This is a genomic window from Bifidobacterium sp. WCA-178-WT-4B, assembly GCF_009696495.1.
GTDB classification, from domain to species: Bacteria; Actinomycetota; Actinomycetes; order Actinomycetales; family Bifidobacteriaceae; genus Bifidobacterium; species Bifidobacterium infantis.
On record NZ_VULV01000012.1, the window covers coordinates 1 to 23805 of the forward strand.

At 54.4% G+C, this 23805-nt stretch carries 21 protein-coding genes and 4 pseudogenes; 10 read left to right on the forward strand and 15 right to left on the reverse strand.

What is annotated here, in order from left to right:
• Nucleotides 1-315: 315 nt before the first annotated feature.
• The 9 genes from FYJ31_RS08640 to FYJ31_RS08675 form a co-directional block, all read right to left on the reverse strand.
• The gene (locus FYJ31_RS08640; protein ID WP_143724694.1) at nucleotides 316-2388 is read right to left on the reverse strand and encodes a glycoside hydrolase family 31 protein; all 2073 of its coding nucleotides are present in this window, start codon (nucleotides 2386-2388) and stop codon (nucleotides 316-318) included.
• 36 nt (nucleotides 2389-2424) lie between these two features.
• The gene (locus FYJ31_RS08645) at nucleotides 2425-3240 is read right to left on the reverse strand and encodes a carbohydrate ABC transporter permease (RefSeq protein ID WP_055063633.1); all 816 of its coding nucleotides are present in this window, start codon (nucleotides 3238-3240) and stop codon (nucleotides 2425-2427) included.
• A 5-nt stretch (nucleotides 3241-3245) separates the two neighbouring features.
• Complete coding sequence (locus tag FYJ31_RS08650) at nucleotides 3246-4163, reverse strand: carbohydrate ABC transporter permease (protein ID WP_143724693.1); 918 nt, start codon at nucleotides 4161-4163, stop codon at nucleotides 3246-3248.
• Nucleotides 4164-4259: 96 nt separating this feature from the next.
• Nucleotides 4260-5435 carry an ABC transporter substrate-binding protein gene (locus tag FYJ31_RS08655; RefSeq protein ID WP_071477894.1) on the reverse strand — a complete coding sequence of 392 codons (1176 nt, stop codon included), beginning with the start codon at nucleotides 5433-5435 and terminating at the stop codon, nucleotides 4260-4262.
• Between the two features lie 199 nt (nucleotides 5436-5634).
• A complete protein-coding gene (locus FYJ31_RS08660; protein ID WP_071477893.1) occupies nucleotides 5635-6630 on the reverse strand; it encodes a LacI family DNA-binding transcriptional regulator in 996 nt (331 codons plus the stop codon).
• Between the two features lie 281 nt (nucleotides 6631-6911).
• The gene (locus FYJ31_RS12495) at nucleotides 6912-7070 is read right to left on the reverse strand and encodes a hypothetical protein (protein ID WP_174773074.1); all 159 of its coding nucleotides are present in this window, start codon (nucleotides 7068-7070) and stop codon (nucleotides 6912-6914) included.
• The gene (locus FYJ31_RS08665; protein WP_143724692.1) at nucleotides 7043-7450 is read right to left on the reverse strand and encodes a transposase; all 408 of its coding nucleotides are present in this window, start codon (nucleotides 7448-7450) and stop codon (nucleotides 7043-7045) included. The genes FYJ31_RS12495 and FYJ31_RS08665 overlap by 28 nt, the downstream gene beginning before the upstream one ends.
• 55 nt (nucleotides 7451-7505) lie before the next feature.
• Nucleotides 7506-7721, reverse strand: coding sequence for a hypothetical protein (locus FYJ31_RS08670; RefSeq protein ID WP_071477891.1), 216 nt, complete (start codon nucleotides 7719-7721; stop codon nucleotides 7506-7508).
• 107 nt (nucleotides 7722-7828) lie between these two features.
• Nucleotides 7829-9349 carry a xylulokinase gene (locus FYJ31_RS08675; protein ID WP_071477890.1) on the reverse strand — a complete coding sequence of 507 codons (1521 nt, stop codon included), beginning with the start codon at nucleotides 9347-9349 and terminating at the stop codon, nucleotides 7829-7831.
• A 174-nt stretch (nucleotides 9350-9523) separates the two neighbouring features.
• On the opposite strand from FYJ31_RS08675, the gene FYJ31_RS08680 reads away from it, so the two are divergent.
• Complete coding sequence (locus FYJ31_RS08680; RefSeq protein ID WP_154536524.1) at nucleotides 9524-10750, forward strand: ROK family transcriptional regulator; 1227 nt, start codon at nucleotides 9524-9526, stop codon at nucleotides 10748-10750.
• A 561-nt stretch (nucleotides 10751-11311) separates the two neighbouring features.
• A pseudogene (locus FYJ31_RS08685) lies at nucleotides 11312-12176 on the forward strand (transposase).
• Between the two features lie 127 nt (nucleotides 12177-12303).
• Here FYJ31_RS08685 and FYJ31_RS08690 read toward each other — a convergent pair.
• Nucleotides 12304-13484, reverse strand: a pseudogene (locus FYJ31_RS08690) (IS256 family transposase).
• Between FYJ31_RS08690 and FYJ31_RS08695 the strand changes: the two are divergent.
• Together FYJ31_RS08695 and FYJ31_RS08700 are read left to right on the forward strand one after the other, a co-directional pair.
• Nucleotides 13468-13821, forward strand: a complete 354-nt coding sequence (locus tag FYJ31_RS08695) for a hypothetical protein (protein WP_229774000.1) — start codon at nucleotides 13468-13470, stop codon at nucleotides 13819-13821. The pseudogene FYJ31_RS08690 and the gene FYJ31_RS08695 overlap by 17 nt on opposite strands.
• A 39-nt stretch (nucleotides 13822-13860) precedes the next feature.
• Complete coding sequence (locus FYJ31_RS08700; RefSeq protein WP_143724690.1) at nucleotides 13861-14409, forward strand: peroxiredoxin; 549 nt, start codon at nucleotides 13861-13863, stop codon at nucleotides 14407-14409.
• Between the two features lie 102 nt (nucleotides 14410-14511).
• On the opposite strand, the pseudogene FYJ31_RS08705 reads toward FYJ31_RS08700, so the two are convergent.
• Nucleotides 14512-15336 (reverse strand): annotated as a pseudogene (locus FYJ31_RS08705) (hypothetical protein).
• A 197-nt stretch (nucleotides 15337-15533) separates the two neighbouring features.
• On the opposite strand from FYJ31_RS08705, the gene FYJ31_RS08710 reads away from it, so the two are divergent.
• A complete protein-coding gene (locus FYJ31_RS08710) occupies nucleotides 15534-16022 on the forward strand; it encodes an SWIM zinc finger family protein (protein WP_143723341.1) in 489 nt (162 codons plus the stop codon).
• Here FYJ31_RS08710 and FYJ31_RS08715 read toward each other — a convergent pair.
• Nucleotides 15985-16215, reverse strand: a complete 231-nt coding sequence (locus tag FYJ31_RS08715; protein WP_015713561.1) for an SDR family NAD(P)-dependent oxidoreductase — start codon at nucleotides 16213-16215, stop codon at nucleotides 15985-15987. The two genes, FYJ31_RS08710 and FYJ31_RS08715, sit on opposite strands and share 38 nt — an antisense overlap.
• 64 nt (nucleotides 16216-16279) lie before the next feature.
• Complete coding sequence (locus FYJ31_RS08720; protein WP_065472395.1) at nucleotides 16280-16660, reverse strand: nucleotide pyrophosphohydrolase; 381 nt, start codon at nucleotides 16658-16660, stop codon at nucleotides 16280-16282.
• Between the two features lie 62 nt (nucleotides 16661-16722).
• On the opposite strand from FYJ31_RS08720, the gene FYJ31_RS08725 reads away from it, so the two are divergent.
• Nucleotides 16723-18882 (forward strand): DUF2075 domain-containing protein, encoded by a 2160-nt coding sequence (locus tag FYJ31_RS08725; protein ID WP_154536494.1) that lies wholly within the window; start codon nucleotides 16723-16725, stop codon nucleotides 18880-18882.
• 265 nt (nucleotides 18883-19147) lie between these two features.
• Here the strand turns inward: FYJ31_RS08725 and FYJ31_RS08730 are convergent, their stop codons facing one another.
• The gene (locus tag FYJ31_RS08730; RefSeq protein WP_154536495.1) at nucleotides 19148-21295 is read right to left on the reverse strand and encodes an SWIM zinc finger family protein; all 2148 of its coding nucleotides are present in this window, start codon (nucleotides 21293-21295) and stop codon (nucleotides 19148-19150) included.
• Between the two features lie 105 nt (nucleotides 21296-21400).
• Here FYJ31_RS08730 and FYJ31_RS13070 point away from each other — a divergent pair, with 105 nt between their 5' ends.
• The 3 genes and pseudogenes from FYJ31_RS13070 (at nucleotide 21401) to FYJ31_RS12500 (ending at nucleotide 22332) form a co-directional block, all read left to right on the forward strand.
• The gene (locus tag FYJ31_RS13070) at nucleotides 21401-21526 is read left to right on the forward strand and encodes a hypothetical protein (protein WP_012471885.1); all 126 of its coding nucleotides are present in this window, start codon (nucleotides 21401-21403) and stop codon (nucleotides 21524-21526) included.
• Between the two features lie 36 nt (nucleotides 21527-21562).
• A pseudogene (locus tag FYJ31_RS12875) lies at nucleotides 21563-21913 on the forward strand (DUF1828 domain-containing protein); the annotation flags it as partial.
• 71 nt (nucleotides 21914-21984) lie between these two features.
• The gene (locus FYJ31_RS12500) at nucleotides 21985-22332 is read left to right on the forward strand and encodes a DUF1829 domain-containing protein (RefSeq protein ID WP_065472401.1); all 348 of its coding nucleotides are present in this window, start codon (nucleotides 21985-21987) and stop codon (nucleotides 22330-22332) included.
• A gap of 110 nt (nucleotides 22333-22442) precedes the next feature.
• On the opposite strand, the gene FYJ31_RS12505 is transcribed toward FYJ31_RS12500, so the two are convergent.
• Nucleotides 22443-22874 carry a transporter gene (locus tag FYJ31_RS12505; protein ID WP_234895566.1) on the reverse strand — a complete coding sequence of 144 codons (432 nt, stop codon included), beginning with the start codon at nucleotides 22872-22874 and terminating at the stop codon, nucleotides 22443-22445.
• Nucleotides 22875-23106: 232 nt separating this feature from the next.
• On the opposite strand from FYJ31_RS12505, the gene FYJ31_RS08750 reads away from it, so the two are divergent.
• A complete protein-coding gene (locus FYJ31_RS08750; protein WP_012471884.1) occupies nucleotides 23107-23745 on the forward strand; it encodes a plasmid pRiA4b ORF-3 family protein in 639 nt (212 codons plus the stop codon).
• The last annotated feature ends 60 nt before the right edge of the window (nucleotides 23746-23805 follow it).

Sequence of the window (23805 nt, forward strand, 5' to 3'; positions counted from 1 at the left end):
GGATCCGACGGGAGCGGCCACGCTCCTATGAGGTCATGCATCCATGGCCCACGGGTCGGCGGCCATGGGCGGGACAAATCAAAATAAGGACAGCCACCGGAACCGATGGCGTCAGTCAAATGTGGGGGTCACCGCCCAAGCCGTCATCCACCATTATCACCGATCAGAAACCGGCATAACCATTATCAACGTCAAATTGAGGTGGACGCTTTCAACGCTTAATATAAACGAGATGTCTCAGACCAAAAAGCAAAATCTGCCATACATAACGCAGATAGACCGGGTGAAATGGAAAAATGCNCAGAGTGTGGGAATTTATAACATTCCGATCAGCCCATGGTCGTGGCCGTCGCGCGCGAAGGCTGGGATCGTGTCTATTCCGGCGTCGACAGTGATTTTCTGCCCACCTTCATACACTTTGCCGGTGCGTAGATCCGTCCATGTGATGCTAGCGTTTCCCGGAAGCGTCACCTCACGCGACCTAGCTCCGGCCTCAACTACGGGGGCCACTAGGATATCAGGGCCGAACATGTATTCATCGGCGATATCAGACACCGACTTGTCTTGAGGGAACTCGTAGAAGAGTCCGCGGACCAAAGGCTGGCCATCGATATGTGCTGATTCGAACAGTTCCCGAGTGTAAGGGCGCATTTTTTCGCGAATGGCAATGAACTTTCGGAAGATCTGCTCCATCTCAGGGCCGTAGCTCCAAGGCTCATTGTCGGCACCACTTGGCGAACGGTGGTCTCCGGCCGAATTAGTGATGGCTTCCTTGCCGGTTGCCGTATGCAGACTACGATCGCCATGGTTGCGCATGACCGGTAGGAAGCATGAGAACGCACACCAGCGGGCCAACAACTCCTTGAAATCATCCGAATCAATTATCCCATCATGGAAACCGCCCATATCGGTGGTGAACCAAGGGATACCGGCCATGCCCATGTGGATGGCGCAGGTAATCTGGGCGCGGAGGTCGGCGAAGGTCGAACCAACGTCTCCAGACCAAACAAGAGAACCATAGCGTTGCGAACCAGCCCAAGCGCAACGGGTGAGGTTGACGATGCCACCATTCCTTCCTATGGTTTGTTGCCCCTCGTAGAAGCCTTTGTTATAGTCTCTTGGGTAGATGTTTGCCACCTGCTGGTTTGGGCCGGCGTAATATCGATAGTTGTCGAAATCGTACGTGCCGTATTCAGGTTCCGCTTCATCGAGCCAGAATGCATCAACCCCAAGCTCGGCATAATTTGTTCGGCACTTCTCCCAAACATATTCGCGAGCTTTTGGATTGGTGGCGTCATAGAATTGGCTGGGACCTTCGAACATCATGCCGACGTCTTCACCCTTATCTGCGCGCACGAGAAGGTTCTTTGACTTCATCTCAACATAATTCTCTGAGGCGAGCGCGATCTGGGGCCACACAGATACCATGAGCTTCACTCCCATGCTGTGCAGCTCGTCCGCCATAGCTTTGGGATCTGGCCAGAATTCATTCTCAAAACGGAAGTCACCCATATGCGGCCAGTGGAAGAAATCTACAACGATGAGATCCAATGGAATATTACGCTGTTTAAACCCATGGGCGACGTCTAGGAGCTGACGTTGGTTCCAATATCTAAGCTTGCACTGCCAGAATCCCAGTCCCCATTCAGGCATGTGAGGAGCGTGCCCCGTGGCGTCGGCGTAATGCTTCATTATCGAAGAAGGTGCATCGCCTGTGGTAATCCAGTAGTCAATCTGCTTGGCTGATTCAGCTTGCCATTCCGTACGGTTCTTGCCGAACGTAACGTTTCCAAGTGCCGGATTATTCCACAGGAAGCCATATCCGGCGCTGGAAACCACGAAAGGAATAGATGCCTGTGAATTGCGATGCGCGAGTTCGAGGGTACAACCTTTCAGATTGAGGATGTTCTGTTGGTACTCGCCCATACCATATAGTTTCTCATTTTCCGGTGTGGTAAAGGAAGCGACGATGGAATAGTCGCCTCCGGTGATCGGTTTGAACCATCGCGCTCGAAGATTTAGTGATCCGCCAGATTGTATTTCCTGAATGAGTGGTGTGCCGTCTGACTTATAGAAGCTCAGTAAACAGCGTGGCTCTTCATATCCTGATCCGGAGTACAGGCCGCAGGATGCTTTCGCTTGAACTACAATATCGCCATTGCGTAATTCGGCGGTTTTATTGGGCTTGTCAATGGTGATACCATAATTGTGGCTGCCTGAGGCCGGATTGTTTTGTGGCAGCAAAGCTCCTTCTTGTTCTTGTATCTCATGCATTTTCGATGCGCGGACGCGGACTGAATTCTTTCCCCATGGTTCGATGCGAAGGTATTCGCCGTCACCAGTCCACAACAGTGCATCTCCATCGATAGCAAAAGTTAGTTCACTCATAGCTGGTCCTTGTTAATTATGTATTTAAGGGTTGGATTAGTCTTTCACCGCTCCGGCTGTTACGCCGGCAGCAACGTATTTCTGCGCGAAAATCAGCAACAGTGCTGTTGGTACTGAGGCCAATACTGCGGTGGCCATCATTGGCCCCCATTCTTGGTTTTGCGAACCGATAAAGTCATATAGACCCATGGTGATTGGCCTCATCTTGCCGCCACCGGAATCGAGGGTCGAAGCAAACATGAAATCTGACCATGCCCAGAGGAAAGCGAATAGTGAAGTCGTGACAATGGTATTACGGGAGAGTGGAATCACGATTTTGGTAAAAACGCCCCACTGTGATGCTCCGTCGATTTGCGCTGCCTCCACCAACGAGCGTGGCATACCAGACATAAATCCCGTCATCAGGATCACTGCGAACGGTACCGACAAAGTGGAGTCGGCAACGATAAGTCCTGGAATACTGTCGAGAAGGCCGATGTCATTGTAGATCTGGTAGAAGCCTAGCGACATAACGACCGCGGGAATCATCTGAGCAACAATCAACAGGAAGTTCATGGACTTTGAGCCTTTGAACTCCAAGAAAACAATGGCGTATGACGAAGGTAATGCAATTGCTAGAGTCAGGATCACGCATCCTATGGCAACCAGCAATGACGTTCCTAGGTAGGGGAGCTGTGAACTTAATGCAGAGGCATAATTGTCGAGCGTGAAATCTTTCGGGAACAGATCACCTGAACGGATGGAGCGACGTTGCGTGAATGATATGTTAATCATCCAGTATACGGGGAAGAGCATAATCAGCGTCAAAATGATGCCTATAAGTGTTTTCCACCATGATGAACGATGTTTCATTTTAGTTACCTCTTCTCTTCATTCCGCTGGGCCCACAAGTAAATCAGAGCAAAAATCAGTGCTACGACAATGAGAATCGTGCCCACAACGGATGCTTCCGAATACCGGATGGTTGCTGATGTGCCCTTTCCGAAAGCCATCTCATAAGCCCAAGTTGCCAAGGTTCTCGAAGATCCAGTGCCCTTGGTCATAATCCAGATGATGTCTACTGTTCGTAACGTGTAGACGAAACCTAGCAGGAGCGTGATCATCGATACCGGCTTGAGCAACGGGAAAGTAATCTTCCAGAAGCGCTGCCAGGCATTGCAACCATCCAACGCGGCGGCTTCATACAAGTCGCCATTGATGTTTTGTAAGCCCGAATACAGAATTACGAGATTGAAAGGAATACCAAGCCAGATATTGGCAATGATAACCGCCCACAAGGAATGGTCGGCCTGCAACCACCAAACCGGGTCCAAACCAAATAGTTGAAGTAAATTATTAATAACACCGCTGTCGGCGTCCATCATCCATTGCCAGATCGTACCGGAAATCATTGGTGGAAGTAGCCATGGTACAAGGAATGCGCCACGCAAAGCCGCGGAAAGTTTGAAATTCTGATTGAAGAAAACCGCTAATGCCAAGCCGATAGAGTATTGGAAAACGATAGAAGCGAATACGAAAATCAAAGTCTGTCCGAGAATAGTCCAAAACTGTTGATCGCTTAATATCTCATTATAGATATCGAATCCAGACCAAGGGGCATCGCCGGTCACAAAAGTGCGACGTGTGTAGCGGTGCATACTCATGGAAATATTCTGAATCAGCGGCCAAACGTAGAAGATAAGCATGTAAATAATCAGCGGGGCCGCGAAACCAATGGCGGCCAATGTGGTCGGCTTGATTCGCCTTGGTTTATTTGCGGTGATTGTTTGAGACATAGTTCACCTGTCTGTTGATGGAAAAGATGGAATGGGGCGTCTGAATAGCGCAATGAATAGCGGGCATATGCCCCAGAAAAAACATGAGACCGCGAATCAGCCCTTATTCAAGGCAGCCTGTAGATCTTCGGAAAGCTGTGCAGAAATGTCTTCGTATTCCAGACCAACGTCAGTGGTACGGCCTTCAGCATTTTCTACGGCGTCAACCCAAGGTGCCCAGGCACTGTTCTCTTCCACCTGCTGCTTACGGACGTCACTTTTGGCGGCAAGATAAACCATCTCATCATTGGTCTTCTTGAGATTATCTCCATCAATGAGGCACTGAATGACCTCCGCGGTTGCTTTCATCTTGTCACTGTCTTTGGTTTTCTGGGTTGGAATGGTAATGAACTCGCCACCGCTTGGAACTGGGGCTACTCCGCCATCTTTGGCTGGGATGGAAATCATCTTGTAGCCTTTCTCGGCGGCCGACTCCATCTGCCATGAACCATTTTCGGAGAAGCCGTAATCGTCGCCAAGGAACAGGTCCCACGCAGCAGATTGGTTGTCCGTTGCGACCGATTTCGGAGCCCAACCTTTTTGGACCCAGCCGGATACCAGATCAAGCGCATCCTGCTCGGCACTGGAACCTGAAGCGTCCTTCAATTGACCGCCAGCTCCCCAGAACCAGGGAAGGAACTGGAATGTTCCTTCTTCGCCGGAAATGCCGGAGAACGTGATGCCCTTATATCCTGCGTTTACTACTTTTTCGATGGCACTGTTGAGCGAATCCCAATCGGTGATCGATTCGGGGACGACGCCGGCCTTATTGAGGATATCGGGGTTGTAATACAAGCCCAATGCGTTAGTGCCGTAAGAAACCCCATATTGTACGCCGTCGATGATGCCGGGGCCTTCGATATTCTTGTCGAAACCTGAAACGTCGACTCCTGCTGCCTCGATATCCGTGACAAGTCCTGCGTCGACGGCGGTAGGCATCTTTGGGTTATCAATCAGGGCGATCTGAGGTGCGTTGCCGGCCTTGACGGCTGTTGTGAGATTGTTTAGTAGGTCTGACTGCGCATAGCCGATGCGTTTCACGTTATATCCCTCAGGAGCGCAATTGGTAACGTACTTCACCCATGTGCTGCTATCGTTCTTCTGAGGGTATGGATCCCAGAATTCGATTGTTTTGGAATCTTGACTTGAGTTGCTACCGCAAGCGGCGAGACTGACTGCCGCGGCACTTGCGGCGATCAAGGCTATTACGCGCTTCATATTTGAACCGATCATTTGGTGTTTCCTTTCATTAACAGCGCACCTATGCGCCGAACGATTAACTTATTGTGTCTGGGAAGCTTTAATCCCAAACTGTTGAACCGGTTAAACAAGTTAAATAATAAACCCTGATCTTTGAAAAGTCAAATCGACGAACTTAACTAATGTAGAATCTCGTGGTTGTTTTCTGCGTGTAATCTACGTAGCCGCGATGTTACGCGGGCTCTTGGGCTAGCGGATAATCAAGATAGCGGGTGACCGTCGGGGCTTTCGGATTGTTTATTCGACGCAAAAGAGTTCCCACGGCGGCTTCTGATAGTTGCGTAATGTCCGGACGCACTGCAGCGAACGATATCTTCATTGATGTTGCTAGCTGTTTCGGGAAAACGGTTACGACCTGCAAGTTATCCGGTGTTCGGAGATTCCTGCGTGCCAAAACCTGAGGGGCAACGATTGTTGCTGGTTCGTTGTGAAGTATCAGAGCGGTCGCTTCGGTGTGCGTATCTAGTGCATGCTCAATGAGGGGCGAAGGATCCGAATCGTCGTCTTTCGGATATTCGACATGCATTTTCAGGTCAAGACGTTTGGCGGTCTCTGTCGCTGAATCCAAAAAGCGCCAAGCGTAGCCAAGACCCTGATTGAATATTGTGCGTGACCATGGAATAAGAATCACCTCTTTATGCCCTTCAGAGGCTAAAAAATTCAAGATTGATGATGCAGCCTTGGCGAAATCGGAATCCACTGTATCCAAACCGTGTGAGTTCTTTGGCGAGCCGAATGCAACGGTCGGAATGTGCTCTTTTGCGGCATAGTTGACTCGTGGATCCTCATCTTTGACGTCCATCAGGATGAACCCATCCACTTTCTTTGACGACCATGCTTCATGCATTGCCTCGAAGCCGTCGTTCTCGCCAATGAGTAGGGTATCGTATCCTCTCTTTGTCGCTTCTTCGGATAGCAGGTACACGTACAGCCCAAAGAGGGCTGACAGATAGTTGCCATGAAAGGCGGGGGAGACCACACCTATTGTTTTGGTTTTTCTTACGGATAGTGCGCGGGCTGCATGGTTAACCGTATAGCCTAATTCGTCAATCGCATGTTGCACCTTAAGTGTTGTAGCTTGGGTGATTCGAGGATCTCCCGATAGTACATACGAGACTGTTGCCTTGGAAACACCGGCTGCGTGCGCCACGTCAGAAATTGTTACCATATATCACCTGATCTCGCTCCGTCGCTTCGCTAGGTTAAGCAATAAGCAACATGAGACAAGTTTAGCGTTATCTGTTTGCGTGCGTCGCCATGATGGTCGACAAAAGGCAATGACTCTATTCCGCGTTTTTCCTCATTCAATGGAGGATGATGACAATATGGGGAAGATCATTGAATATTTGCCTGAGTTCCGGGACGATGCGGTCAGGCTGTTATCTGAAGTGCGGGATTCGTACTTGTCTGAGACGAAAGCAATCAACGCCGTCTCGTCGGAATTAGGTATTAGGGTGTGTTTACCCTAATTGGATTTTTGGTTGTGTTTTTCAGGTGGATGGCGATGAGGATGGGCTGGAGGTTGGCGGGGAGGGCCTTGTCGAGCCCGTCGTGGCGGGTGGCGGCCTTGCGGTGGTGCTTCATGCGGTTGAAGACGCGTTCGACCATGTTCCGCCCGCCCCGGGAGACGCCGACGGACCGGGATCCCCTTTTTTCGGCGCCCCGGCCGCGTGCCGGTGGACCTTCACGCCCGTGGGGTCCATGGCGGGCGCCCGGATCTCCACCCCGATGATCCGCTCCTCCTGCAATGCCGTGAACAGGCGCTCCATCGCGCCGTTCCCGGACCAGCGGTTGAACCGCCGGCAGACGGTGATCCACTTGCCGTAGCACTCCGGCAGGTCCCTCCACAGGACTCCCGTGCAGCGCATCCACGGCAGGGCGTTGACGAACGTGTGGTCGTCGACCGCCACGTCGCCGCGCCGGCGCGGCAACAGGTGCGCGACCCTCATGAACCGGTCAAGCGTGATGCCATACCTCGGCGTACACATACGACGATCATCACGCAAAACCTAAACAGTATAAACACACCCTAGTGCTCTTGTCTTACTTGCCGTCATGGGATTTACCTTGCGTAATCCATAATTGCACGGCGCTGCTGTCGGTGTACGGCACCGATACGGCGATGCACACGATCAGGATGACACTTGGCGTTGTCGCCAGTGTGCAGTCCTTAAGATTGGACGAGACTGATTTCACCAGCCATGCGATGCATGCGATGCGGGTGAGCGCATAAAGCCTCATATGGAAACTGTCGTTCATATTGTCACCCTGTTTCTATGAGTATGATTCATGAATTAGCAAGGACAGGAAGATCCACCTGCAATGGGGCTTCTCGGCCCTATGCTTGGATGCTTGTGGCGGATGGATTATCCGCGGGCCTTGGTGTAGGCTCTGTACACAGCCTCGGTCGGCTCGCCGGTCTCCATGCCATCGATGTTGAGCTGCCATGCAGGGGGCTCGGTTTTGCCGGAAAGCACCCAGGCCGCCTGACGAGCGGCGCCGATGGCCACGTACTCATCGGTGACCGGACGGGTTACGTCCATACCGAAGATGCTTGGTGCCAGCGTGCGAATCGCCTCGGATTTCGCGCCTCCGCCAATCAGCAAGATGCGCTTGATTTGTGCACCCAGGGAACGAATGATCTCCAGACAGTCGCGCTGGGAGCACAATAGACCCTCGACGAAGGCACGGGCCAGATTCTCGCGTGTGGTGTTGGCCAAGGTTAGACCGGAGAGGGTGGCGGTGGCGTCCGGGCGGTTCGGCGTGCGTTCGCCATTGAAGTATGGCACCAGCGTGATGCCATCAGCTCCCGGCTTCGAAGCAAAGGCCAGTTTGGCCAGCTCGTCGTAGTCTACGCCAAGCGCGGCGCGTCCGGCGTCGATGATGCGTGATCCATTGATGGTGCAGGCGAGTGGCAGATAATGTCCGGTGCAGTCGGCGAAGCCTGATACGGCACCCGCCAGATCGTAGGTCGGTTTCTCGGAGATGGCTGCGGCCACGCCGGAAGTGCCGAGGGACACGAACACGTCGCCGACACTCATGCCAAGGCCAAGCGAGGCCATGGCGTTGTCTCCGCCGCCTGGGGCGAGGATGCAGCCGCCTTCGACGTCCTTGCCTGCGATCGCCGGATCGGCTTTGACCGATGCAGCCTGGTGCGGCCCCAGAACGGTGGGCAGCATGATCGCGTCGGCGTGAGCTTCGGCTGTTTCGGCACCTTCCGCAGCTTCGAGCACCATGGCGATCAGGTCGCGGTGGTATTCGTTCGATGCGGCGTCATAATAGATGGTGCCGGAAGCGTCGGAACGGTCGGTGAACAAGGCCTTGAGATGTGCGTCCTCATCTTCGGCGACCGGACCGTATCCGGCGATGCGCCAACTCAGCCAGTCATGGGGCAGACAGATCGCCGCGATCTTCTTGGCGTTTTCGGGCTCGTTCTCGGCCACCCATGCCACTTTGGTCAGCGTGTAGGAAGCGACGGGGGAAGATCCCACGGTCTTCACCCAACGCTGCTTGCCTCGTGTTGTCGTGTCTTCCGGCTCGCCGTTCCTGGCCGGTGCGGCTCCCATTTTTTCAATCAGCGCCGCCGCCTGCGGGGCGGAGTTTACGTCGTTCCACAGCATCGCGTCACGAATCACATTGCCATGTTTGTCGAGAACCACCATGCCGTGTTGTTGGCCGCCAACGGCCAATGCGGCCACGTCGTCCAGTCCGCCAGCATGCTGTGCGGCTTCCTGGAACGCGTTCCACCAGCACGCGGGATTAATGGATGTGCCGTTCGGATGCTTGGCCTGACCAAAGCGCACCAGATCGCCGGTTTCGGCATCGGTTACGCGCACTTTGCAGGATTGGGTCGACGTGTCAACGCCGGCTACGAGTCTACGAACCATGTTGCCTCCTTGCAGTGGGTCTGTGCCGATGCATCACCGTAATGAGATATCGTTGGACCCGCTTTATTAGTCAAATGAACGAACTATAAAGATAGTGTACCATCATACAGTGATTTAACTAATGACTCGGTGTGCTTTTCCGCCAAAGTCGCATCGGGAAAGAAAGAGGGGGTTATGTCGTCACTGCGAAGCATCAATCAAGACGACCTACGTAATCACAATCTTTCAGTGGTGATTGATACTTTGTTGCGTGCGGCTGATCCGCTGAGCCGCGCCGATCTGGCTAAGGAGACAGGGTTGACTAAAGCAACCATGTCCATATTGGTCTCATTGATGCTCGATAACGGCATTGTGGAGCAAGGAGAGCCGTTCGGACAGTCGTTGTATGGGCGTCCAAGCATTCCGCTGATACTCAAAGGTGGTGGGATCTGCGGCATGGGATTGCAGATTAACACTGACGGCTACGGCATCATCGTGCAGGACATCGATGGCACTATCGTGAGTGAACAGTGGATTGACGCAGACATGTTCAACGCCGACGCCCAGGAGGTTTTTGCCAGCTTGGATGTGCTTGCCGCAGAGCAGGAAGCGAAGCTGATGGGACTCGGCTATACGCTTGCTGGCGCTGGATTGGCGCTGCCGGGACTGGTCACGGATGACATGTGCTTGTTCGTAGCGCGGAATCTTGGATGGGAGCAGCTTGATTTGAAGACTTTCGATGTAGTTAAGCGACTTGACGTGAAAGCCGACAATGAGGCGAATCTCGCGGCGCTTGCTCAGATTCCCGGCTATGCTACGCAGCGCAGAGGAAACGGACAACTCGAACCGACTGCATCGCTCATCTACCTGTCCACGGATGTTGGCATTGGCGGTGCGGTGGTTCGTGAAGGTAAGGTAGTCCATGGCGATCATGGATTCGGTGGTGAAATCGGCCACGTCTCCGTGGATATGCGTGGCCCGATTTGCCGTTGTGGACGTAGGGGCTGTTTGGAAGTGTACGCTGGCCGCCGCTCCATGGTCGATGCTGCGAGAAGCGCCAGTGGGGATGACGCCGCAACCCAGGAGGCCTGCGATGATATGATATCCCGCTGGAGGCAACGGGATTCCAAAGTCGTCGCCGTGGTGGAGAAGGCGCTGGAGGCTATGAGTTCTGCAATCGTTTCGATGGTCAATATGTGTGATATCGATATGGTGATGCTCGGTGGATTGTGGGCACGTTTCGAGCCGGAACTAATTGACCGTGTCGAACATATGGTGCGCTCGCAGGTTCTGTCCTACCCCAAGGTGCTGGTGCAGGTGCAGGCGGCTGATGTTGTGGGTCGGCCGGCGTTGCTTGGAGCCGCGGAATCGGGCCTGCGCGCGTTCGTCGACAATCCGCTGCGATTCATTGAACGTCTCTAGTCCGCCTTTTGCTAAACCATTACGGGTTGTTTATTTTTGATAATTCGCAATCGCAAGTTGCGGACGCATCCACTCTTGACGCGTTGTCCGAGGCGATTGACGAGGCCCAGAAGTTGATTGACGCCAAAAGCACGGACATCAAGGCCATGCAGGATGCCGTGGAATCATTGTCTTCGGCGTCGGAAGCCGTAAAGGCCTCCGTCGAAGCTCAGAACATGGCTGATGCCAATGCACAGGCAAACGCCGGACTGAATGCGAACAACGGTGGCAACGCTTACACTAACAGCAACTTCAATGGGTATTCGAACGGGGGAGTCCGCCGGCCGTCTCAGCCGACTTCGCCACAACCGGATTCCCGGCCGTCTCAGCCGACTCAGCCGCAACCGCAATCATGAACCTGCACCGAGGAGAATGAACGGGCCTTCGCAGCATCGCTGTCAAGTCATCCCCATGCTTGGAGGCGTTGCCTGACACCCCAATATCATAATTAAAGAGGCCTTTCGCTGTTTGGTGTGGGTGAAGCGGGTTAGGCGGTGACGACGGTCGGGTGGTTTTGGTGGCATGGATACCACGACGCCGTTCGCCGCCGCCCCGCGACTCGTCGACCCCCGGCACGTCGCCGGTGTGGAGTTCCGCGATGCCGACGCGGGCGGGCGGGAGCCGCGCATCACGATTGGATACGGGCCCGGCTCCCGTTTCCACCGTCCCGAGGCGGGATGCGGGGAGGCGTCTTGCCCGGTGCATGACACAATGGAACGCACGTGGTGTCACCTGAATTTCTTCCGGTACAAGGCGTTCGTCCACGCCTCCGTGCCACGGGTGGCGTGCCCGGAGCGCGGCGCGGGGACCGTGACGGCGCCGTGGGCGCGTCCGGGCGGCGGCGTCCGCACTCCCGTTCGAGGCGATGGTCGTGGAACCGGTGAAAAGCCGGCCGGTCGCGGACATCGCCGGACAGGTCGGCGAGCACGACACGGGACCGTGGCGGTTCATCCGCCGTTACGTGGACGAGGTGCGCCCGTGCGGGGGCTACACGGGCGTGGAGGCGATCGGCGTCGACGGGACCGGCCGCAGGGGCCGCCGACGCATCACCGTCGTCGCCGACCCGGCGGAGCACGACGTGATCCGCGTGGTGCCGGGCAAGGACTCGGCCACGGTGAAACGGTTCGCGACGGACCCGCAGCCGGAGGTCAAGCGCGATCCGGCGAAGCGGCGGTCGAAGACCGCCGGGGCGTGCGGGATGCGCGAATGCCTGCGGGACATCCTCGCCTACTTCGACCATCGGTGCGCCAACGCGATCTTCGAGGGGCTCAACGGCATCATCCAGCACGTCGAAACCCGCTCCCGCGGCTTCGGGAACATGGACTGCTCCAGCACCATGATCTACCTGACCCGCGGCAGACCCGGACTCAACACCGTCACCGCCTGACCCGCTTCACCCACACCAAACAGCGAAAGGCCGAGTTTATTTAAATTGGTGGACCAGCGTAAGGGCGTCATCGGTAGTGCCCGCTTCTTTGCGCAGATTGGTTGTTGGCCAGCTGTTGGCGTGACTTTCATGCCGCTGCGCCTGGGTTGTCATCGAGCCGGGACATGTCCATGTATCGCCGGTCCGACCACGAGCGTGAGGCGACGTAGCGGATTCCGGCGCATACGAGCATGAGCGCGCTGTCGGAGTCGGGGAAGCCGCCCACGACCCGGGTGCGCCGGCGGATCTCCTTGTTCAATCGCTCGATCATGTCGTCCGTGCGCGGCTTGATCCCATGGTTCGCGGGGAACCCCGGCAGGAGGCAGGCGGCGGTCTCGCCGACGCCCCCGCGCAGGCGGTTCGCGGCCGCCTTGAGCTTGCGTTCCTCCGTTTCGCCCGCGACCGTCCCTGCCTTGGCTATGGCGGATTCGCGGTTTTCCTGCGCGAAGACGGCCTCCAAGACGCCGCCCATTCCCTGTGACCGGGCGGCGTCTTGGAGGGCACGTCGCGCATGAAACGCACCATGCACCGCTGGTATTCCGCGTTCGGCGGCATCGAGTTGACCGTGGAGACGAGTCCGGCGCACCGGTCGCCGACCACCGGTCCGACGCCCCTCGACCCGCGTTCGATCATGCTTCGGAAGAACCGCTCCCGGCCGGCCGCGTCCTCGCGCATGCCCTCGTCGGCCGCGATGGCCTCGCGCCGGCCCTCCGTGCCGACGCCGATGGCGACGAGGACGTCCGCGTTCTCCACGTGCCCGCCCCAGGATTGCTTGTGCCGCACGCCGTCCACGAACACGTATGGGTACTCGGATTCCAACGGGCGTTTCCGCCACTCGTCGATCTCCTTGTGGATCTTCTTGAGTTTGTCGCTCAATGTCCGGGATGGCATCCGCTCGCCCCACAGCAGCCGGCCGGTGCCGTCCACCCCGCGTGTGCTCACGCCCGCGAGGCACATCTCCATCAGCGCCTCCTCGACGCTGGATTCGCGCCTCCGGCAGCGCTCGATCACCGCCGACCCGAACAGGGCGCCCTTCAATTCGGGCGCCTTGAGACTCAACTTGCCGGCCTTGGCGGTCGGCGTGCGCCCGCAGTGGCCGGCGCGGAACGCCTTCCGGTCGGTCCTGCACTCGTATCCGGCGGCGTTGGCGATCTCGTCGGTCTCGGCGTCGGGCATGGCGTTGATGGTCCGCTCGACCTTGACCCGGACCAAGGCATCGGGCTTGGACTCGAACATGGCGTCGTCGAACCGTATGATTTTATCGGACATGGCTCCCGGTCTTCTTTCCAATCGCGGTTTTCATGTGCAAGCGACTGAAAATCGCACCAAAGCCGGGCCATGTCCTTTTCATCGGAACTCACAACCGAATCTGCGCAAGAAGACGGGCGTTATCCATCTGTCCGTCGCGGTTGCGCAATTTACGGTGGCGGAGGAACCGGAACGGAATCTGGAAATCATCGACGGATTCGCGCGTGATGCGGCGGCGGGCGATAGGGAAGCCGATCTCATTACTGCTGAGCTGAGTCGTGAATGTCTTGATTCCGCGCGTCGAACATTGCCGGTGTTGCAGAATCGCCGTTTTGCCGATCCGCAGTTGTGTGACTGACCTCTGAATAACTTTACTAGCGCTGTTGATAAGGGTTCTATGATGGGAATCATGACTACTACTGTTGATAGCTCTGATTCAATGCCGGAACGTTTACAAGAGGGGAGCGCTGCGCCCGATTTCACTTTGCCGGCAGTTGTGCCTGACTCCACGGAAGATAGTTCAATCACGCTGTCCGAAGTGCTCAAGGCCGGCCGCAAGGTAGTGCTGTATTTCTACCCGGCCGCGATGACGCCCGGTTGCACCACCGAGGCTTGCGATTTCCGCGACAATCTCGCCCGATTGGCGTCGAAAAACGTTACGGTGCTTGGCGTCTCCAAGGACTCGCTTGACAAGCTGCGCAAGTTTGCACAGCGCGATCATCTCACGTTCCCGCTGCTGTCTGATCCCGACCTGACCGTGCACAAGCTGTACGGCGCATACGGCGAAAAGAAGCTCTACGGCAAGGTGCACGTAGGTGTGATTCGCTCAACGCTCGTCATCAATTCCGATGGCTCCGTGGCGATTGCGCGCTACAACGTGCGTGCCAAAGGGCATGTCGAATCGCTGCTGAAGGCGCTGGACAAGCTGGAGAAGCCGGAGAAGTAGTGCGTTCTCGTTGTTCGGACACGGTGGTTCGTGCATAGCAGCTCCGCGCGGTATGTGCCGTATGAACCACTGCCGTATGAACCACCGGTTGACTTCTCGGACTCACCGGCAAATAGTGAGACCGTGGGCGCGCAGTACGTCTATGGCTGGCATGTAATCGAGCGATGTTGCGGTGGGATTGAGCATCAGTTGGCGGAGGGCGGCGGATGCGGAGGACTCGCTTGTCTGCGAGGAGTCTGCGGCCGGGAAGAGAGCGTCGGCGATTAGGGAGATGATACGGGAACGTGCATCGCCGGCATTGGCATTGTTGCTGCTGTTGCCGGCGTCGGTAGTGGCGGAGTTGCCAATAGTAGCGGAGCTGTTTTGTAGAGTCGTATCCAACGCTGTGACAAGCGGCTCCAGGTTGTTCTTTGTCGCCTCGGCAATGTCATCGAGCTGATCGAATAAGGCGAACAGCCATGCACGACTTCGCTCCTCATCGTTGCCGGTCGCAAGCCTTTCATTGGTGACGCGCACGAGTTCGTCAATCGGTACTGCTGGCGTCTTTGCCGGATCGCGATGCTCACGGTTGTCTTAGATATCGCCCATAAGATGCTGGATTTCGCACTCGTCTTGCAATACGGTGGTCTCGGCAAATGCGGTGGCGATGACGTCCGCATCGATGAACTTGCCACCTTCGGACTGGAAGCGCACGCGCTTGGGCTCACTGTAATAATGCGACATGCCGAATGTGATGTACTGAGGCATCTCATCCTGCAATTGCTTGACCGCTTCGGCCACCTTGCGCATATCTGCCAGATGTTGGTGCAGCACGATGAAAGCGAGCACTGCTTTGGTGCCGGTAAGAGTGAGCGGCTGACCGATGCTGGCTCCATGATGGTGCTCATGATGCGCAAACATGTTCTTCAGCGAATCAAACAATCCCATAATGTCCTCCTTTGAACTGGGGCACAATCGGCTACATCTGCCGCTTACTGTAGTCCTGAATATGTGGGAATGGTCCATGGAACGCCGAAAGCGAATATTGGTTCCGGGCGATGCTCGCAGCAATTGAAAATATCGCATGACATGACAAAAAGCGGGCGACAAGCGTTATCCTGAAATACATAGGGCAAGGAGGCCGTATGACAGCAGAAGTGGATGACGGTTTCTTTCAATTGTTTGAACGCAGGATTTTTGTGCGTGGAGAAGCTTATTACGATGCCGGCAAGGTTGATCCGCCGGTCATGATTGCTGAGAATCTTTGGCATACCGTGGTTCGCGGGAATGACGACTATCAAGTGGACATTTGTTTGCGCCATGGCAAAGTGATTTCTGCCGCCTGCACATGCCAATATTCCCAACGTGCAATGTACTGCAAGCATGTGGCTGCGGTGCTTATCTTCATGCGTGAGAGCCGACGTCGGGAATTGGATGAATCGCAAGACCAAGTTTCAGAGTTTCCTCATGAAGCATTGAATTGTGTGAGATGGTATACGATGCATGAATTCCCGAAATACCGCGGATTGACAGAGGGAGATTGGCGTGCTGTCAAGCGAATATTTGAGGTGTTGTACTGTATCCCCGACCTTGATATTACATATACACATGAGGTAATGGATACCGTTTGGTGACATCCATCTCGTAGGTAAACAGTTCGCTGTGGCCAAGACGCTGAGTCTCAGGGATATTCTCGTCCGCACCGAGTCCCACTGCAATCACACGCCAACCCCGCACAGCGAGCATCCGCGCAGTCGCCTTGCCGATGCCGCTCGTGCCGCCGGTGACCAATGCCACCGGCCGTCCGTCATCCTTGATTGGTTCCATGTGTACCATTATCGCGTGGTGGTGTCGGAATCACGGCATGGTGATAGCAGCCGCATGGAACAAGCTACTTGCTAGGCGAAGATTGAGCATCGTCATCCGTCTTACGAGCATTCAGATGCCGGTGCTCGTATTCCTCGAAGTCATCACGGACGGCTTCCGCGGGATACTTGCTCTTGGTCTTTGCGAGCTTGCCCATGACGATGTCATCCATATCCACACCAAGCGCATCGGCCATCATGATGCAATACGTAAGCACATCCGCTAGTTCTTCCCTGACATGTTCCTCATCCATGGATGGCGACTGCGGCGTCCACTGGTAGCATTCCAGCAATTCCGACGCCTCGATGCTGATGGACTTCGCCAGGTTCTCAGGAGTGTGGTATTGGCCCCAGCCACGCTCCGACACAAAATCACGAATCGACTGAATGGTACTGTCACTGATCATGACTGACATTATAGGACTTGCTGAATGTTGGTCATGTACCAGAGCTCATTATGGACCATAATATGACTATGAACAGTGAGAGCTTGGCGCCGTTTGTCATCAACCTGCCATATGGTCAATACAGTAGGGAAGCTTTTGAAAAGGCTTTTGACGAATCCCTCGAGAAGCAGATGGGGCGCAGTGTTAATGATTCCGATCTGGAACATTTCATGCTGCGATATGTGTTGGCATATCCAACGGTTTATGTCGTGTATTCAGGAAAGACCAATCGCTATTCGATGAAGAACGAATATACGGTGTACGTCGGTGAGACCAACGATATACGGCATCGTACATTCCAGCATCTTGAAAGAGATGCTAAAGAACGCGAGGACTGGAAAGCTGTAGCTGATGCTGTCTCGCGGAATGATGATGCATATCGGCAATATGTTATTTCACATCCCAAATTCAATAAGTCGTTAACCCTGGATGTCGAAAACCGGCTTATGCACTATATGTCCAGTACCGATTCGGTGAAAAAGCTCAACAATCGACGGACCAATGCGCAAGGCGATTATTACACCGCAGACCAGTTTGATCGGATTTTCTCGCAAATCTGGTTGAGATTGCACAAGGAAGATTCTGACCTGTTCCCGGCGGAGGAGATCATCCGAGATTCCGCGTTGTTCAAGGCATCGCCTTTTCATAAACTCAGCGATAGCCAGCTCGAAGCCGAAGAATCTATTTTGGTGCAACTTGCCGCCTTGGTTGCCGATAGCCGGCAACAGAAGAAAGCCGATGAGCAATCTTCAGATCGCCATCCGAAATTAATCTTTGTTCAAGGTGCTGCAGGGACAGGCAAAACGGTCCTGTTAAGCCACCTGTTCTACAGAATCGCGGCTGAAATCGGCATCCAAGGCGACACCTATTCCGAAGACGAAGATTATCCTGAGCTGTCACAAACGGCGAACGGCCGGCTTTCCTCATACATTCTTGTCAATCATAAGGAACAGGTGCACGTATATAATCAGATTGCCACGAAACTGGGTTTGCAGAAGAAATCTGATGAAGTGGTCATGCTGCCCAGTCAGTTCATCAATCGATTCAGCTTACGCAACGAGCATGGTCGAGGCATTCCAGACCAGCCGCAAGGCCTGGCGGACATCGTGCTCATCGACGAGGCCCATTTGTTGATGACGCAAGGAAATCAGGGATATTCCGGGAAGAACCAGCTGTATGACATTCTGCGCAGAGCCCGGGTGGTGATTGCGGTCTTTGATCACAATCAGATTATGCAGTCCAGCCAGCAGTGGGACCCAGCGATGCTGGAAAAACTTCAGCTGGACTCTGATTCGACTCAGATCGCATGCGCGACCGGGAAAATCGGCGCATTCAAAGCGGTTGATTTGGGCGCCGAATATCATCTGCCGTCCATTTCCGTGGACATTGCGCATGTCCATTTGAAAAAGCAATTCCGTATTGCCGCGAGTAAGTCGATGATTCAGTGGATTGACCGATTCGCTTCGGGGAAAGGTATCGGTCCTATGCCCGTTGATACGGGCGAGTATGCCGCAGATGGTGAAGTGATTCGAGAACCTTATGACGTTAAGGTGTTCGACTCGCCGGTTGATTTGTTTAATGCCATTCACGCGAAAGCCCAGCTGAAGCCCGATGGTTGGGATGGGGCTGGACTGTCCCGTTTGTTGGCCACCTATGACTGGAAGTATTCGGCGAAATCTGAGAATCAGAATGATCCGCATGGCTTTTGGAATGTGGAACTGCATCGCGATACTTCCGGCGTATGGCGTATGGGACTTGCGGATGACCATGGATTCGATCATTCCGCAATAAGTTCTGACCAATTCTGCAAGCCTTGGAACTATCAGCTCGAAGATTCCGCTCCGAAAAGCAGGAAAGACATCGACAAAGAACTGTCTTGGGCGGAGAAGCCGTACACCATAGATGAGATTGGCTCCATCTTCACCATCCAAGGGTTTGATTTGAACTATGCCGGTGTGATCATTGGACCCTCGGTGACGTATCGTAACGGGGAAATCGTGTTCGATGCAAAGGCCAGCCAAAACTATCTGGCAACCAATAAGCGCAAAGATTTAGGAGATTTTGCCGAAGAGAATTTGAAGCATGAGTTGAATGTCCTGCTCAAGCGCGGCGTCCACGGTCTGTACCTTTTCGCGGTGGACGAAAGCCTGCAGCAGCGTTTGAAGGAGTGCTGCATCCATTAAGGTATGTGACGGATATTGTGCTGAAAATGCACGCGAAGCGCACGCAGATGATGTTGAATGCGCTGAAAATACACTCAACATGCCGGGTGTCGTCGTTCGCGATGCCAAAGGCAAGGGATTCCTCATGGACGAGCATTTGGCCAAGGTCTGGGTTTGCAGCCAGCTGACCAATATCATCAGGAATCTCAGCGAAGAACAGGCTGGCATTTCTCTGCATAGTCAATGGATATGTGCCGAATGCCGTACCGCGTTGCCAATGTCGTCACTACAACGCAAACGCCAGCTCCTCCCGCAACGCAGTACGATTCGGATAACGCTCGACAATCTCGTGTGCCAGCACACGGGTCTCCTCATCGCCGAACACTGCGGCGAAACGACGCAGCTGTTTGGCGATCTGCTGGTATGTGGCGCGGCGTGCCGTCAATGTATTGTCGACGCCACGTTCCACCGTAAACCGGAACGCGGGCGTGCCCATGGTGCCGTATGGCATCGCGTCGAGGATTATCGATTTTGCCGATTCGGGGTGTTCGATGGCGATGGTGCGCAGCAATGGCAGCGGCGGGTAATCGACGATGGCGCAATAAGTCAGGGCCGCGTCCGAAAGCCGCTCGTCCACGATGAGCTTCTCGTAAGCGGGATTGCGCCAACTGCTGTGGCGCTGTGTGCCGCCTTTGGTGGTTATTTCCGGCTGGTACTTGATGCGGTCGATGATGTTCCGGGCGCAATCTCTGGCCAGCCCATCAGCCACGTCATGCCATTCTTCTGCGCTAAGACCGCCGTAGATGCGTAACAGATTGCGTAGTTTACTCACGTAATGGGTATCGGATCTGTCGTTGCAGGAAAGAATGTAGTACCGATACACGTTGGCGAGCAGGCCAACGTCATTGAGTCCCTCGGCGCAGCATTCCATGATGGTATGCCATCCATGGGGCAGCAGGTCCGGCAGCAGACCGTTATGCCGGGCATCGATATCGACATCTTCCATATCCCGGCTCGACAGAAGGAAACCTTGTGCAAGCATGTATGCGGAACGCAAGCGCCCTTCATGAATCATGTTCGCAGCGTTCATCAGCGTGAGAGCCATTGACTCCGGGTAGTCTTTCAGAAGCTGCTCGCGTCCAGCGTCATCGTTGGATAGAGCGTATAGGTCGTAGGCGCTCATGAGTGTGAACAACTGCAATACGTGTAACGATTCATCCGAAATGAAGTCGGTTTCGTCGTCTACTTCGCTCGTATCCTCGTTATCCTCATCCTCTTCGCTTTCTTCGCTCTCTTCGCTCTCTTCGTTGAACGAGTATTCCAGATTACGCGTTATCGCGTTCTCGATCACGTCATAGGCCCATATGCGTTTGTCGTCATATTGGGCGAAAGCGAGCGCGCTGGAAATCAGCAACATACTGTTCAATGGTTCGCATTGCCGCATGTCTTTGTCGTTCGCGGCCTGCGCAATGGTGTTCAATGCCTTGCCGGCGGTAGAGGAGTCGGCGAATTCCGCCACATTCTCCATATAGCATCGCACGCGCATCGCCAGATCATCCATAAGCGTGAGCAAAGGTTCGGAGCCATCATCGTTCTCGGACGAGAGCAGAAGCGCGTGGACTTCGTGTATGCACAGTCGCAGGTTGCCGCATGCGCTCGCGTAATCACTGGATTGCAGGGCATTGCCCGCGATAGCCTGCACGGTTTTGATGAATTCTGTGTAGTCACATGATTTGTTGTACGCATCGCTGTGCTTACTGATATGAATAATGAAACGTTCATGGCATCGGCGGATTGTGTCGGAGAGCATGGTTTGTGCGTCGATCAGCGGGATTAGCGGTCGTTCTTCGTCTGGCTGGGCGCAGAACGTCTTTGCGGCTTCGCGCAGTTGGGTGGACCACAGGAACAGCAGATGGCCTTTGCCCTGCTCTGCGCGCGCGTCGAGATGTTGCTGGATGGGATCCAGCACGGTGCGGGGGAGTGCGATGACACCATCGTGAGCGTTGGCGGTGTCATCATTGTGGTGATTGCCGTGCGCGCCAATGAGCTGTTTGCGCAGTTCGTAAAGCACGGCACCTATATGCTTGCAATATGGTGTTCTCTGATACGGGCAGGTGCACGCGGCGGATTGTATGCGAATCGAATTGTCGTCGGTTGTGGATTCGTGGTCGCTGTTACTGCTGGTAGTGGCTTGGTCATCAGTGTTTGCTTCATTGGCGTTCTCGCCGCGAGCGTCTTTGCTGAGGCGGATGTCAACGTCATAACAGTCATCGGCACTGCCGGACACCTGCGCGTGATACAGCTGCGGCGCAATCTCCTGCACCGAACTCACGCGGCCCGATTCCCAGTAATCGGTGGCACGTTCAAGAATCAACGGTGTGCCTTCGAACATGACCTCGAATTGAGCCAGCATTGGCTTTTGCGGAACAACCATACTGCTGATTGTAGCGGGTGGAGTGTTACTCGCCGCTTGGCGGTGCATACTGGTCTGATGTAGTCTTGTTTCCACTGGGTAATCGCATTCGGGGAAGAGGCGTCAATGGCTGTACTGACAGATGCTGAAGCTCGTCGTATGCTGGAACTGCTGAAGGAAGCTTTGTCTCCGAAGTCCATCACCCTGAATAAAGGCGAGAAGCAATTCCAATTGCATCAGATAAGTTTGTAGTCAAATGAATAGTAGTGTTTACGACGAGAAGAAAGTATGACGAGTTCTGATTTTGACTCATTAATTCGAAGTTACGGAAAATGGCTGTCTGATAACACGACTTATACGCAACTGGATGAGTGGTATGAAGTTAATGTTCCACTTCTGGATGAAGACAACGACTATACGCAGTTCTATGTGAAGCCCGGGAAGAACAGCGTAACGTTCTCTGATGACTGTGCCACATCACGCCGTTTGGAGTCGCATGGGATGACTGTGACGGAATCGCGTTTGGCAGTGCTCAAAGATATTCTGAATCAGTTTGGTATTGAACGTAACGGCGACGAGCTTACTCTGACGAGCGATACTGCTGATTTTGCTGATGCCAAGAATCGGTTCCTGCAAGCTATCATCAAAGTTGGTGATATGTCTATGCTGGCCAATCCCATGTGCAGACGTATTTTGCAGATGACATTCGTATGTTCCTTAATGCGAACAACATACGGTATGTGGAAGACGTTCAATTCCGTGGCAAGTCTGGTTTGCTGTGCCCGTATGACTTTGTGTTGCCGTTCACGAGTAAACAGCCGGAACGATTCTGCACATCTATTACGCGGCCTTCCCAGCGACTCATTTCCGGTACCTTGTTTTCATGGGAGGATACGCAGGCGGCACGAAAGACACCAAGTGAACTGGTTGTTTTCCTCAATGATTCGGATCGGCGCATTGACAATCAGCTAATAACCGCTTTGGAAAAGTACAATGCGTATCCCATTAAGTGGAGTGAGCGGGAATTTAAGGAGAACTTGTACAAGCTTGCTTCGTGAGTGGTGCTTGTGGCTTTGTCGGGAGCGAGGTTTCTGCTGTTTGCCGTGTCGACCTCCCCTCAGTCGCCTACGGCGACAGCTCCCCTCGGGGAGGGGAGCTGAGGAAGCGCTTAACGAGCATAGGGCTTCAGCCGCTCCCAATACGCCCGAATCGCGCCGAACGAATACACCGCGATCGCGACCCAAATCACCATGAACGCCGCATAGCCCTGCGCGCGCATCGGCTCGTGCAGCAGGAGCACGGCCACACAGAACTGGATCAGCGGGTTGAGATATTGGATGAAACTCACAGTCAGGTAATGGCTGTGCTGCACGCCGTAGGAGAACGTGGCCAGCGGAATCGCGGTGGGCAGGCCGGAGAACGCCACCAACAGCGCGACCATGGCCGCCAACGTGGCGACCAAACGATACGCGAGCACGCTGATGACATTCATACTGGACAGCGTGCGCCAGTACAGCGGCAGCACGCCCCAGCCGATATCGGACACGAGCAGCACGGCTATCCCCATTCGCGTCTGCTCGACAGTACGAACCAAAGTCACGTCTCCCCACCATAGCGACTGATCACATGAGTGTCCCGCACCTAGTCACATGGCATATTGGACTTGCTGATGATGAACAGTACCGGTTATTGTTAGAGTCTTTTCCGCAGGACACGGAGATTGAACAGATGATTCGGCCTTTTCTGAGGGCGCGAATCAGATTCGTAATGCAGTGGTTTGCCCTGGACTCTGTTACGGTGATAATAACTTCATCGTTGATAAGGGAGTCTTCATGGCAGGCAATGGCAACACGGCATTTCGTTTCCGAGTCACTTTGCGCCTTGACGGGCGCGAATGCTGGCGGGAGATTCTGGTGCCGGCATCATTGACGTTCTTCGATTTGCATGCGGTATTGCAGGAATGCTTTATGTGGTACGGCGAGCATCTGTTCTGCTTCTGCGCCACATTTCCGAATGGGAAGCAGGTGCAAGTGGAAGAATTGTGGGGAGAAGAGCCCTCATACCATGAGGCGAAATACGAACAATATATGCCGGTGGAGCCGTTGCCGGAAGTTCGCGTTGCTTCGGAAACCGAGCTGGGCGACGTGTTTCCCAAGGTGCGTACCGCTCGCTATTACTACGATTATGGTGACGATTGGATCCATGATATTAAGCTGCTGCGTACCTACCGCAGCGTGCACGTTGCGGATCCTCAGCTTTGGGATGGGGCGGGGGATGCGCCTCCGGAGGATGTCGGCGGGGTGTATGGGTTCGAGCGGTTCCTTGATACCTTGGGCAATCCCGAAGATGAAGAACATGATGGCATGGTTGAGTGGGCCGAGGACCAGATGTGGGATCGTTTCACGCTGAACCGCCATCGTGAGCGTCTGTTCCGTTGGCACAAGCACCGTGACATGATGTTGCATGGGTGATGCTGAACAGATGATAGCCGAACTGCATTAGGCTACTACGTCCCACACCGTAATGTATGA

Coding starts and splice junctions, on each gene's coding strand:
- FYJ31_RS08730 (WP_154536495.1), bottom strand. CDS start 21,295: ATGGTTGTTCCGCAAAAGCCAATGCTGGCTCAATTCGAGGTCATGTTC.
- FYJ31_RS08750 (WP_012471884.1), top strand. CDS start 23,107: ATGGCAGGCAATGGCAACACGGCATTTCGTTTCCGAGTCACTTTGCGC.
- FYJ31_RS08650 (WP_143724693.1), bottom strand. CDS start 4,163: ATGTCTCAAACAATCACCGCAAATAAACCAAGGCGAATCAAGCCGACC.
- FYJ31_RS13070 (WP_012471885.1), top strand. CDS start 21,401: ATGGCTGTACTGACAGATGCTGAAGCTCGTCGTATGCTGGAACTGCTG.
- FYJ31_RS08655 (WP_071477894.1), bottom strand. CDS start 5,435: ATGATCGGTTCAAATATGAAGCGCGTAATAGCCTTGATCGCCGCAAGT.
- FYJ31_RS08670 (WP_071477891.1), bottom strand. CDS start 7,721: ATGAACGACAGTTTCCATATGAGGCTTTATGCGCTCACCCGCATCGCA.
- FYJ31_RS08700 (WP_143724690.1), top strand. CDS start 13,861: ATGATGGGAATCATGACTACTACTGTTGATAGCTCTGATTCAATGCCG.
- FYJ31_RS08720 (WP_065472395.1), bottom strand. CDS start 16,660: ATGATCAGTGACAGTACCATTCAGTCGATTCGTGATTTTGTGTCGGAG.
- FYJ31_RS08695 (WP_229774000.1), top strand. CDS start 13,468: ATGATTTTATCGGACATGGCTCCCGGTCTTCTTTCCAATCGCGGTTTT.
- FYJ31_RS08675 (WP_071477890.1), bottom strand. CDS start 9,349: ATGGTTCGTAGACTCGTAGCCGGCGTTGACACGTCGACCCAATCCTGC.
- FYJ31_RS08725 (WP_154536494.1), top strand. CDS start 16,723: ATGACTATGAACAGTGAGAGCTTGGCGCCGTTTGTCATCAACCTGCCA.
- FYJ31_RS08710 (WP_143723341.1), top strand. CDS start 15,534: ATGACAGCAGAAGTGGATGACGGTTTCTTTCAATTGTTTGAACGCAGG.
- FYJ31_RS08645 (WP_055063633.1), bottom strand. CDS start 3,240: ATGAAACATCGTTCATCATGGTGGAAAACACTTATAGGCATCATTTTG.
- FYJ31_RS08680 (WP_154536524.1), top strand. CDS start 9,524: ATGTCGTCACTGCGAAGCATCAATCAAGACGACCTACGTAATCACAAT.
- FYJ31_RS12495 (WP_174773074.1), bottom strand. CDS start 7,070: ATGGTCGAACGCGTCTTCAACCGCATGAAGCACCACCGCAAGGCCGCC.
- FYJ31_RS08640 (WP_143724694.1), bottom strand. CDS start 2,388: ATGAGTGAACTAACTTTTGCTATCGATGGAGATGCACTGTTGTGGACT.
- FYJ31_RS08665 (WP_143724692.1), bottom strand. CDS start 7,450: ATGTGTACGCCGAGGTATGGCATCACGCTTGACCGGTTCATGAGGGTC.
- FYJ31_RS12500 (WP_065472401.1), top strand. CDS start 21,985: ATGTTCCTTAATGCGAACAACATACGGTATGTGGAAGACGTTCAATTC.
- FYJ31_RS08715 (WP_015713561.1), bottom strand. CDS start 16,215: ATGGAACCAATCAAGGATGACGGACGGCCGGTGGCATTGGTCACCGGC.
- FYJ31_RS08660 (WP_071477893.1), bottom strand. CDS start 6,630: ATGGTAACAATTTCTGACGTGGCGCACGCAGCCGGTGTTTCCAAGGCA.